The sequence below is a fragment of the Modestobacter italicus genome (assembly GCF_000306785.1).
Classification (GTDB): Bacteria; Actinomycetota; Actinomycetes; order Mycobacteriales; family Geodermatophilaceae; genus Modestobacter; species Modestobacter italicus.
Genome location: NC_017955.1, coordinates 2,935,331 through 2,947,273 on the forward strand (window position 1 = coordinate 2,935,331; position 11,943 = coordinate 2,947,273).

Sequence of the window (11,943 nt, forward strand, 5' to 3'; positions counted from 1 at the left end):
CGGGAGCCTGTGCGGTACTCACGGACGCCGTCGCAGGGTCTCGCCGGGATGCACGCCATAGCGGTCCCGGTACCGGGCGGCGAACCGGCCGCGGTGGGTGAACCCCCACCGGTGCGCGACGGCCTCGACCGTGGTCATCGCCGGGTCGGCGATGACCAGGTCCCGGTGGGCGCACCGGAGGCGGACGTGCCGCAGGTACTCCGTCGGTGAGATCTGCATCGACCGCTGGAAGCCGTACTGGAGTCCACGCACGCCGACCCCGCAGGCGCGGGCGATGTCGGCGACGGTGAGCGGCTGCTCGGCGTTGGCCTCGATGTAGTCACGAGCCCGACGCACGACCGAGGCGCCGGCGGCCGGCGCCGGTGCTGCCAGTTCGTCGCGGTGCTGGTGCAGCGCGGACAGCAGCAGGCCGCTCATCACGCTGTGGGTGAAGGGCGCGGCCACCATCGGCTGACGGAGGAGGGAGTTCTCGTCCGCGAGGTCGGTGGCCAGCGACCGGACCAGGGCCAGCCACTGCGCACCGCGGCCGGTGGAGACGTCCATGCCGAGGTCGAGATCGATGGGATGGCGCAGCGGCCGGTCGAGCAGCTGTTCCAGCTCGCGCTCGAGAGCCGAGTGCGTGATGCGCAGCGCCAGCACGGGGTCCGGCTCCGCCCAGCCTGTGAACACGGCGGGGCGGTCGGGCACGTGGACGTGCGCCGTCCCGGGACCGGCCACCACCACCTGGCCGCTCCTGGTGCCGATCAGCGTCCCGGCCGTGGGCACGTTGACCTGGTAGTGGCCGTCGTGGGAGCTCTCCAGGCGGACCTCGGTGTCGTAGCGGAGCCAGCCGACGGTGAGTGGGCCCAGCGACGCGGCATCGAGGGTCATCGCGAAGCGGCTCGCGTCGCCGAGCACGGTGACCCGGTGGGAGTGGTAGACCCGCGTACCCACCTCACGCGCCTCGTCCGGGTCACCACTGCGGACCGACACCTCGGGCAAGGGCATGGGACCAGCTGCCTCATGTCGACGTGGCATGGCACCTCCACCGGCTGGTCCGCCGGACGAACGTCGCGGGCCAGTGTGCGACCGGTTGTCAGGATCCCGTTGTGGTCGGGGTCACATCCGCAGTCTCCTACGAGTGCGCCGCTGGTCGGCCGGATCCCCGGCCGATCAGGCCAGATGCCGGGATCGGCCCGACCACGCAGCTGAGCCTGCGGCGGGCTGGGCGCCACCTCGATCGCCACCGACGAAGGAGTCCCCCGTGGCCCGTGTGCTGCCCCCAGGTCTGGCCGAGCCCGACTTCGACACCGCGATCGCCCGCTTCCGCGAGGTGGTCGGCGACAAGTACGTGGTCACCGAGGACGGCGACCTGGCTCGCTACCGCGACCCCTACCCGGTCGGCAGCGAACCGGCCACCGGCGCCTCTGCGGCGATCTCGCCGGAGACCACCGAGCAGGTGCAGGAGATCGTCCGGATCGCCAACGAGGTCGGGATCCCGCTGTCCCCGATCTCGACCGGCAAGAACAACGGCTACGGCGGCGGGCAGCCGCGGCTCTCCGGCGCCGTGGTGGTCAACACCGGCGAGCGGATGAACCGCATCCTCGAGGTCAACGAGAAGTACGGCTACGCGCTGCTCGAGCCGGGCGTCTCCTACTTCGACCTGTACGAGTACCTGCAGGCCAACGCGCCGTCGCTGATGCTGGACTGTCCCGACCTGGGCTGGGGATCGGTGGTCGGCAACACCCTCGACCGCGGCGTCGGCTACACCCCCTACGGCGACCACCTGATGTGGCAGACCGGCCTGGAGGTCGTGCTGCCCACCGGTGCGGTGATGCGCACCGGGATGGGTGCCGTTCCCGGCAGCAACACCTGGCAGCTGTTCCAGTACGGGTTCGGGCCCTTCCCGGACGGGCTGTTCACCCAGTCCAACCTGGGCATCGTCACCAAGATGGGGATCCAGCTCATGCAGCGGCCCCCGGCCTCGACCACGTTCGTCATCACGTTCGACGCGGAAGAGGACCTGGCGCAGGTCGTCGACATCATGTTCCCGCTGCGGGTGAACATGGCCCCGCTGCAGAACGTGCCGGTGCTGCGCAACATCATCCTCGACGCCGGCGTCGTCTCGAAGCGCACCGAGTGGTACGACGGCGACGGCCCGCTACCGGCGGAGGCGATCGAGCGGATGAAGTCCGAGCTGGGCCTGGGCTACTGGAACCTGTACGGCACCGTGTACGGCCCGCCCCCGGTCGTCGAGCAGTACCTCGGCATGATCCGCGACGCGTTCCTGCAGGTGCCGGGCTCGCAGTTCTCCACCCACCACGATCGCGACGAGGCCACTGACCGCGGTGCGCACGTGCTGCACGACCGGCATCGGATCAACAACGGCATCCCGTCGCTGGACGAGATGAAGCTGCTGGAGTTCGTGCCCAACGGCGGGCACCTCGGCTTCTCGCCGGTCTCGGCGCCCGACGGCGCGGACGCCCTGCGACAGGCGCAGATGGTCCGGCAGCGGGCCGACGAGTACGGCCAGGACTACGCCGCCCAGTTCATCGTCGGCCTGCGGGAGATGCACCACATCGCACTGCTGCTGTTCGACACCAGCAAGGCGGAGCAGCGGCAGCGCGCGCTGGACCTGGCCCGGGTGCTGATCGACGAGGCCGCCGCGGAGGGGTACGGGGAGTACCGCACCCACAACGCCCTGATGGACCAGGTGATGGCCACCTACAACTGGGGCGACGGCGCGCTGCGGGAGTTCCACGAGGCCATCAAGGACGCACTCGACCCCAACTCGATCATGGCGCCGGGCAAGTCCGGCATCTGGGGCCGCAAGTACCGCGACCAGCAGCACTGACCGCACTGACGCCCGGTGGGCGGCGCCGTGCTCTGGCGCCGCCCACCGGGATGCAGGCAGCGGCTGGCGTCCGCTGGCACGCTGTTCCCGCAGCTCACAGGGGTGCCACGTCCGTGGCCATCCGTCCTCGTCCGTGGTCGTACGCACCGCATCTCTCCAGCGGTTGCTGTACGCCCGATCGTCGCTCCGCCCGGGGCACCGAGTGCACTCCAGCACCGCGCTGCGAGATGGCCCTGTCGAGCCGGGGCAACCGGTGAGCGGTCGAGACGGAGATGCCGACCCGAACGGCGGCGTCGGTCACCCGTGTCGCCCCCTCCTCGGGGCAGGGTGACCAGCAGCAGCGCCGAGTCGACGGAGCCGACCGCGTAGGTCGGTCTGTTCTCCACAGCGGGAGATGCTGTGCCTCGCTGCGGGACGGCAGGACGCTCGGGAGGACCCGCCCAGCGCCACGTCAGGGAGGGAAGGCGAACGTGCAGTTCTACCTCAACGGCTACCGACCCGGGGACCCGCTCGTCGAGCCGCCACACCCGGCCGTGGCCGACCGGCCCGAGGGCGTGCCGGACGAGGTCGACGTGCTGATCGTCGGATGCGGACCGGCCGGACTCGTGCTGGCCGCGCAGCTGGCCGCGTTCCCCGACCTCACCACCCTGGTCATCGACCGCCGGGACGGCCCCCTCGAGATCGGCCAGGCCGACGGCGTCGCCTGCCGCACCGTGGAGATGTTCGAGGCGTTCGGGCTGGCCGACCAGCTCGTGGCCGAGGGCTACTGGGTGAACGAGGTGTCCTTCTGGCGGCCGGACCCGGAGGCGCCTGCGCGCATCATCCGGACCGGCCGGATCGACGACGTCGAGGAGGGGTTGTCCGAGTTCCCGCACGTCATCGTCAACCAGGCCCGGATGCTGGCCTACCTCCGCGACGCGATGGCGCGCTCGGCCAGCAAGCTCGCGCCGGCCTACGCCCTGCACGCGAGCGGGCTCACCGTCGATGGCGAGCGCGACCCGGAGCACCCGGTGACCGTCACCCTGCAGCACCTGGCCGACGGCCAGGAGACCGGCCGGACCTCCACCGTCCGGGCGAAGTACGTGGTCGGCTGCGACGGCTCCCGCAGCAGCATCCGGACGGCGATCGGCCGCGAGCTGGTCGGCGACCCGATGACCCAGACCTGGGGCGTCATGGACGTCCTCGCCGTCACCGACTTCCCCGACATCCGGCTCAAGAGCGCCATCCTCTCGGCCAACCAGGGGAACCTGCTGATCATCCCGCGCGAGGGCGGCTACCTCGTGCGGCTCTACATCGAGCTGGACCAGGTCAGCGACCGGGAGATGCTGGACGGCCGCAGCGTGACCCCGGAGAAGCTCACGGCCGTGGCCAACCGGGTGCTGCACCCGTACCGCATCGACGTGAAGGACGTCGGCTGGTGGTCGGTCTACGAGATCGGCCAGCGGCTCTGCGACGGGTTCGACGACGTGCCGGCCGAGGAGGTCGGTGGCCGGCTGCCGCGGGTGTTCATCGCCGGGGACGCCTGCCACACGCACAGCGCCAAGGCCGGCCAGGGCATGAACGTGTCCATGGCCGACGCCTGGAACCTCGGCTGGAAGCTGGCGTCCGTCCTGCGGGGCACGGCTCGGCCGGAGCTGCTGCACACCTACTCCGCCGAGCGCCGGGCGATCGCCCAGGAGCTCATCGACTTCGACCGCGAGTTCGCCGCCATGTTCAGCGCGCCGCCGAAGGACGCCGCGGACGTGGAGGGGAAGGGCGTGGACCCGGCGGAGTTCCAGCGCTACTTCGCCGCCCAGGGGCGCTTCACCGCCGGGGTGGCCACCCGGTACGCGCCCTCGATGATCACCGCCGAGCCGAGCTCCCAGCACCTCGCCACGGGCTTCCCGGTGGGCATGCGGTTCCACTCCGCACCCGCGATCCGGCTGGCCGACGCCAAGCCCGTCCAGCTGGGCCACGCCGCCCGGGCCGACGGCGCCTGGCGCCTCTACGTCTTCGCCGACCCTGCCGAGCCGTCCTCGCCGGACTCCCCCACCCGGGCGCTGTGCGACTTCCTCGCCTCGGCGCGGTCACCCGTCGCCCGGCACACCCCGAGCGGTGCCGACCCGGACTCGGTGGTCGACGTCCGCGCCATCTTCCAGCAGGGGCACCGGGACGTCGCCGTCGACCAGCTGCCGTCCGCGCTGCTGCCGAGGAAGGGGCGGTTCGGACTCGTCGACCACGAGAAGGCCTTCTGCCCCGATCCGCGGGCCGGCGACCTCTTCGACGACCGCGGCATCGACCGGGCGGCCGGCTGCATGGTGCTGGTCCGCCCCGACCAGTACGTGGCTGCCGTGCTGCCCCTGGACGCGCACGAGGAGCTGGCCGACTTCCTCGCCGGTGTGCTCCTCGACGCCGACTGACCGGGGCGGCGGGCTACCAGCGGCTCAGCAGGCGCCAGAGCACGGCGATGAGTGCGACCGGCTGCCCAGCCCCTCGATGCCCCGAGCCGCACCAGGGCGAGCAGCTGGACAGGGCACAGCGACATCGGGAACGACGAGCAAGGCGAGTGGTGGGCGTTGCTGTCCTCGAGCGCGTTGCCGTGCCGGCTGCGGTACGGACACAGAAGGCGGGTCGCCCGTGTCGGACGACCCGCCTCTGACCGTCCGAGAGCGCGACGGCGGCGGCGACCCCTGGGGCGGGATGACCGGTCGGGGCGGGCCGGCTGGTCTCGCGTGACCACGGGCCCCTCTCCGCCTCGCGACCGTCTCAGGCGCTGGTCGAGCGGACGGCCTCGCGGATGACCTCCACGACGGCCTTCGGCTCGGCGAGCATGACCAGGTGGGAGGAGTCGACCTCGGTGACCCTCCGCCACACCGCCTCCGGCCCCGGCTCGGACGCGGTCTCGGCTCCGGACTCATCCTCATCAGGCGGCGCGGGCGACCCGGTCGCCTGATGTCCTGGCCGGGCCAACCCTCCCGTCCGACCAGGAGCCGACATGCCGTTGAACGAGTACCAGGTGGGCGCCGCGTTCTCCGGCGTGATCGGGCGGACGACCGACGAGTCCACTCCCGCGTGGCCGCGACCTGGGCGGCCGGCACCCGGTTCCCCGAACGTCCTGATCGTCGTGCTCGACGACACCGGCTTCGGCCAACTCGGCTGCTACGGCAGCCCGATCGCGACGCCGAACCTCGACTCCCTGGCCGAGAACGGACTGCGCTACAACAACATGCACACGACGGCCCTGTGCTCACCGAGCCGATCCGCCATCGTGACCGGGAGGAACCACCACAGCAACGGCATGGCCTGCATCACCGAGCTGGCGTCGGGCTATCCCGGCTACAACGGGGTGATCCCGTTCGAGAACGGCTTCCTCTCCGAGATGCTGCTCGGCCACGGCTACAACACCTACATGGTCGGCAAGTGGCACCTCACGCCGAGCCACCACGAGACCGCCGCAGGCCCGTACGACCGCTGGCCGCTGGCTCGTGGCTTCGAGCGCTTCTACGGGTTCCTGGGCGGGGACACGAGCCAGTGGTATCCGGACCTGGTGCACGACAACCACCAGGTGGACCCGCCGGCGACGCCGGACGAGGGGTACCACCTCAGCGAGGACCTGGTCGACAGGTCGATCCAGTTCATCGCCGACTCCAAGCAGGTCGATCCCGACCGGCCGTTCTACCTGCACCTCTGCTTCGGCGCCATGCACGCCCCCCACCACGTCGCCACGGAGTGGGCGGACAGGTACGCGGGGCAGTTCGACGACGGGTGGGACGCGTACCGGGAGAAGGTCTTCGCCGCCCAGAAGGAGCTGGGGATCGTCCCCCAGGAGGCGGAACTGTCCCGGCACGACCCCGACGTCCCGGAGTGGGAGTCCCTCCCCGAGCCGGCACGCAGGCTGTTCAGCCGCTTCATGGAGGTCTTCGCCGGCTTCCTCAGCCACACGGACCACCACCTAGGCAGGCTGCTGGACTTCCTGCGGGACCGCGGCGACCTGGACAACACCATCGTCATGGTGGTCTCCGACAACGGTGCCAGCGCCGAGGGTGGGCCGACCGGCACCACCAACGAGGCGCAGTTCTTCAACAACGCCCAGGAGTCCCTGGAGGACAGCCTCGCCCGGATCGACGAGATCGGTGGCCCCACGACCTTCAACCACTACCCGTGGGGCTGGACCTGGGCCGGCAACACGCCGTTCCGGCGGTGGAAGCGGGAGACCTACCGGGGCGGCGCGTCCGACCCGTTCATCGTCTCCTGGCCCCAGGGCATCAACGCCAAGGGCGAGGTCCGGACGCAGTACGCGCACATCATCGACATGGTGCCGACCGTCCTCGACGTGCTCGGCATCGAGCCGCCGGCCTCGATCAGGGGCGTCGCCCAGTCCCCTCTCCAGGGGGTCAGCTTCGCCAAGACCTTCGACGACGCGGCTGCGGCGAGCGACCACCGCACGCAGTACTTCGAGATGCTCGGCAGCCGGGCGATCTACCACGACGGATGGCGCGCTGTCTGCCCGTGGCCAGGCCCTTCGTTCACCGAGGCCGGCGTCGGGTTCGGTCAGCCCATCTCAGCTGACAGACTCTCCGAGCTCGACGCCACGGCGTGGGAGCTCTACCACGTCGATGAGGACTTCGCCGAGAACGACGACGTCGCGGCGGAGCACCGGGACAAGCTCATCGCGCTCATCGGTACGTGGTACAGCGAGGCCGGGAGGTACGGCGTCCTCCCGATCGACGGCAGCGGCCTCGAGCGGATGCTCGCCGACAAGCCCCAGGCGGCCGCACCACGGGACGCGTACACGTACATCCCGAACACCCAGTCGGTCCCCTTCTTCGCCGGGCCCCGCGTGCTCAACCGGCCGCACAGCATCACGGCGACCGTCGAGATCCCCGAGGGCGGCGCCGAGGGCGTCCTCCTCTCGCAGGGCTCGGCCGCCGGCGGCTACTCGTTCTTCATGAAGGACGGCGCACTGCACTACGTCCACAACTACGTCGGGCGGAGCAGGCCCCGGGTCTCCTCCCCCGAACCGGTCCCGGCCGGTGCCCACGAACTCCGCTTCGAGTTCGAGCCGACCGGCCAGCCGGACTTCCCCAATGGACGCGGCACACCGGGTCGGATGCAGCTCTACGTCGACGGGACCCTCGTCGCCGAGAGCGAAGCCGCGGTCACCACGCCGTTCATGATCAATCCCGGTGCACTGACGTGCGGCGCCAACCCGGGATCACCCGTGACCCCGGAGTACACCTCGCCGTTCCGCTTCACCGGCACGTTGACGAGCGTCACCGTCGACGTCTCGGGAGACCTGATCGACGACAGCGAGAGCGAGATGCGCATGGCGATGGCCCGCCAGTAGGGCGTCCGACCAGCGGCTGGCCCGAGCCCACGAGGTCACCCGCGCGATCCACCTCCGTCGTGGGACTGGACAGACCGCCGCAGATCCGTGTCGACGGCATCGCGTGCGCTGTCCCATGCCTCGGGCGAGGAGAGGAGAGGTGGAGCTCCCCTGACGGCGGTCCATCAAGGTCGCTCGGAATGCTCGGCGGGAACGGTGTGACGGTCAGCGCAGCCAGCGGTGCAGCGACTTGCGCCTGGCGGCCTTCCACGCGTCGTCGAAGTGGTGCTGGGACTGCTCGGCGCGGGCCTCCTCCAGGGCGTGCAGGCGGCCGTAGAGAAAGGCGGTCTCTGTCGAGGTCGTGCGCTCCGCGAGGTGGCGGAGCCGCTCCCGGGTGAGGACGGAGTCCTGGTGCTCCCCGAGTGCCTCTTGCACAGCCTCCATCGCCTGGGCGAATGCGGTCGCGTCCTTGCCGAAGACCCGGTCGACCGACTCACCTGCGTAGCGGGCGGCCTTGGCGGCCTTGCGGGCGTCGTGCAGCAGTTCCTCGCGCTCGGCGCCGTCCGGCTGGGCGGCTGCCTGGTTCACTAGGTCCCGCACGCCGGTGAAGCTGCGGGCGACCAGCCGCGGGAGCGCAGCAGCGGCGGTGGCGTCCGCTCGACCTGTGACTGGCGGCGTGCTGACGAGCTGGTCCAGGGACGCGACGAGCTGGTGGTAGCGCTCACCGTCCAGCTCGGCGAGGACGCGGTCGTGGGCACTGCGGTAGGCCTCCCCCAGCTCCTGGTCGGCGATCGCCGCGGCCGGGCCGAACCCCCTGTTCTCGGCCCGTACTGCTTTCGCGACCCGGTCGCGCATCACCTCGGCGTCGCGGGCAGCACCGAGCTCACCTGCCAGCCACTTCAGCTCGCCGCGCAGCGGCTTGACGACCTCCTTGGCGAACAGCGGTTGGAAGGTGGTCAACGCGCTGCGCAGCCGGCGGGTGGCCACCCGCATCTTGTGCACCGCGTCAGGCGCGTCCAACCGCACCGGCAGGTCCTGAGCGCGCACCTGGGCCACCTGCTCGCGCACATGGGCGAGGACGACGTCCCCGGCACGCGACGTCGCGGTGAGCTTCGTCGGCTTGCGCTTCCGACGTTGCGGTGGGCCGTCAAGGCGCAGCACGTGCGCCAGCTCGGAGGAGGCGCCGGCCGCTTGGAGGCCTCGCGCGTGCAGCCGGGTATCGACGTCGTCGAGCAGGTCGGCGTCCCCATCGACGAGCCCCACCTCGATCTCCCGCCACGACAGTTCCGCCCCGGCGGCCTGACCGCTGCCGTCCAGCGCCTGCAGCCGACGGGCGGTCACCCGGTCGTCAGCGAACTCGGCGAGCACCTGCCCACTGGTGTCCACCACCCGGCGCACGGTGCGCTCGGTGAGGACCTGGGCGACCGGCTGCAGCGGAGCGCCTCCGCTGTGCACCCAGACCATCCGCTGCAGCGCCGCCGGGACGGTGCGGGCGGCACGGCCGGGCGGGAGCCGCACCTCCGAGCGTGCACCGGAACCGGCCGGGATCTTCAGCTGCCACCCGGCGTCGGTCCCGCCGGTGCGCCGGCGCAGGACGAGACCGGCCGTGGCCAGCCGCAGGTCGGCGGTGTCGAAGTACGTCGCCGACAGCTTCTGCCTCTCGGCTCCCGCCTCGGTCAGCGGGGCAGCGCCGTCGGCTCCCGCCCGGTCCTCCCCCTCCCCGAGCACCAGGTCGAGCAGGGACGGCAGCTCGAAGGACTCGTCAGCGAGGTACTTCTTCTAACGTCCAGGTGAACAGCAAGCACCCAACACATGTACCGCACGAAGATGAACGACGGCCTCGTCATCCGACACCCGCCGCAGAGCTGCAGCTCGGTGTCGCGCCGGGCAGTTGGCCGGCCCACGAGACGCACCCGCTACATCGGGCGCGATCCCTGCTGTCTCCAGGGGTTCACCAGTGACGGCGGCTGCGTTGACCCGCGCTCCCTACCGTGACGGGAAGGCGTCAGCGAAGAGGGTGCAAGCCATGATCGAGCCGACAGCAGTTGCCATCGCCTACGTCGCAGGTCGACTGACCGGCCTCACCGTCGATCGTGCTGGTGAGCGGCCAGGTTGATTCGCCATACCTCACCGTCGTAGGTGATCACGTAGGCGTGTCGGTCGAGGAGCTCCATCGACGTCGGGCGGTCGAGTCCCGAGGCGATGACATCCAAGCCGCCCTCGCCGTCCGCGCGCAGCAGCTGACCGGTGTCAGGCAGGGCAGGTGACCCCTCCGGCTCGCCCTCGGGGAAGTCGCCCTGGGCGAGCGCGTACAGCGCGTGCCGGCCGACCTCGACGTCGACCAGCAAGCGCCCGCCCGAGGCGACGAGCTCGGGATCGGCCGACCTCACGCGGAACGCCAGCACCTGGCCGTCCTCCGGCCGGTGCGGGACGGGGCCGGCCAGGGAGGCGAGGACGGTGCCGTCCCGACGGTCGAGCCCGGTCGGGACGACGTTGCCGAACTGCAGCACCGTGCGGACCTCGCCATCCAAGCCGACCTGGAGCACACGGTTGAAGTGCGCGTCGGTGACGAGGAAGCCACCCCGGTACGGCTCCATCGCGTACGGCACACCGGTGGGCACGGAGAAGTCGATGTCCGGGGGCGGCGGGTTCTGCAACGACCACGCACCGATGTCGGCGACGACCTCGCAGGTGTCCTCGTCCTCGACGCGGAAGATGCCGGTGACGGCGCTGCCACCGACGTCCTCGCTGACGAGCGAGGTGAGGCCGTACATCGTCGAGCCGAGGAAGGCGACGTCCATGGCACCGCCGACATCTCCCACCAGCACCCGCGGGGGCAGGCACGAGGCGACGACCGTCGTTGCTCCGGTTCTCGGGTCGATCCGGGAGACCTCGCCCGAGACGGGTTCGGGCACGTACAGCGCCCCGTCGGGCCCCAGCGTGCTGCCCGAGCCGCCCGCGAGGCCGGTCACCAGGAGCTCGGGATCGTCGGCCCGCGGAGGCGGGACCGCCTGCACCGACGCCGGCGCCGCCAGCACGCCGAGCAGGGTGGCCAGCAGGAGCAGCGGCGTCCGTCGACCAGCTCGCATGGCGACCTCCCTGGCAGCGTGCGACAGGCGCCACACAGATTAGGAGGAGGCCGTCACGGCGGCGTCACCGCAGCGTCACGCGCCGGTGGAGCCGGTCCCCGACGGTGCCCAGGAGGAGGCCCAGGGGGGCAAGACAGCCAGCCCGCGGAAGGCCAGCTACCGGATCAGGGCACGGGACGCAGAGACCGCTGTGAGCGCCCTGCAGGATCGGGTCACCCGGATGCAGCAGCGGGACGTCGGCGCCCGCCCGGCCCGCAGGCCGTCGGGCACCGGCCGCGCGTGCAGCTCGCCGTCCACGACCGGTCCGAGCGGCAGCCCGCCGCCGACCGCCCGCATCACCGCGAGCAGGTCGTCGGCCGACGGCTCGTCCAGCGGCGGGAAGCCGCCGCCCTGAGCGGCCAGCAGTTGGTCCTCGGTCACGCTCGCGAAGCCGGCCAGGTCGGGCGACACGCCGGGTTCCGGGATGGTGGTGACCTCCATCAACGCCTGCCGCTGAGGCTTCGGCGCGTACGCCAGCGCGTCCCGGACCCCCGCCCAGGGACGGCGCGGCACCGGCGCCTGGGACCGCAGCTCCCCGACCGGCGGCTCGGCGTACGGGATGCCGAGGAACACCGCCGAGCCCTCCCGCCAGGCACCCCGGACGGCGCGTCGACTGGTATCGACGACCACGTGCTCGCCGGTCGGCGTGGGCCGCATCGGGTGTCTCCTCGGGTCAG

General features: G+C 71.5%; 7 protein-coding genes. 3 read left to right on the top strand and 4 right to left on the bottom strand.

Annotated elements, in window-relative coordinates; all coding sequences use genetic code 11:
- Positions 1 to 18: 18 nt before the first annotated feature.
- Entirely contained in the window at positions 19 to 987 is a 969-nt protein-coding gene (locus tag MODMU_RS14185) for an AraC family transcriptional regulator (RefSeq protein WP_014740974.1), read from the bottom strand.
- A gap of 256 nt (positions 988 to 1,243) precedes the next feature.
- Between MODMU_RS14185 and MODMU_RS14190 the strand changes: the two genes are divergently transcribed.
- The 3 genes from MODMU_RS14190 (at position 1,244) to MODMU_RS14200 (ending at position 8,159) form a co-directional block, all read left to right on the top strand.
- A complete protein-coding gene (locus MODMU_RS14190; protein ID WP_014740975.1) occupies positions 1,244 to 2,833 on the top strand; it encodes an FAD-binding oxidoreductase in 1,590 nt (529 codons plus the stop codon).
- A 470-nt stretch (positions 2,834 to 3,303) separates the two neighbouring features.
- Entirely contained in the window at positions 3,304 to 5,232 is a 1,929-nt protein-coding gene (locus tag MODMU_RS14195; RefSeq protein WP_014740976.1) for an FAD-binding monooxygenase, read from the top strand.
- Positions 5,233 to 5,807: 575 nt separating this feature from the next.
- Complete coding sequence (locus MODMU_RS14200) at positions 5,808 to 8,159, top strand: arylsulfatase (RefSeq protein WP_014740978.1); 2,352 nt, start codon at positions 5,808 to 5,810, stop codon at positions 8,157 to 8,159.
- A gap of 204 nt (positions 8,160 to 8,363) precedes the next feature.
- Here the strand turns inward: MODMU_RS14200 and MODMU_RS14205 are convergent, their stop codons facing one another.
- From MODMU_RS14205 to MODMU_RS28900, 3 genes are all read right to left on the bottom strand, one after another.
- Entirely contained in the window at positions 8,364 to 9,866 is a 1,503-nt protein-coding gene (locus tag MODMU_RS14205) for a CYTH and CHAD domain-containing protein (RefSeq protein ID WP_014740979.1), read from the bottom strand.
- A gap of 353 nt (positions 9,867 to 10,219) precedes the next feature.
- Positions 10,220 to 11,227, bottom strand: a complete 1,008-nt coding sequence (locus MODMU_RS14210; protein ID WP_014740981.1) for a ScyD/ScyE family protein — start codon at positions 11,225 to 11,227, stop codon at positions 10,220 to 10,222.
- Positions 11,228 to 11,383: 156 nt separating this feature from the next.
- Complete coding sequence (locus MODMU_RS28900; RefSeq protein WP_014740982.1) at positions 11,384 to 11,923, bottom strand: carboxylesterase family protein; 540 nt, start codon at positions 11,921 to 11,923, stop codon at positions 11,384 to 11,386.
- Positions 11,924 to 11,943: the final 20 nt, after the last annotated feature.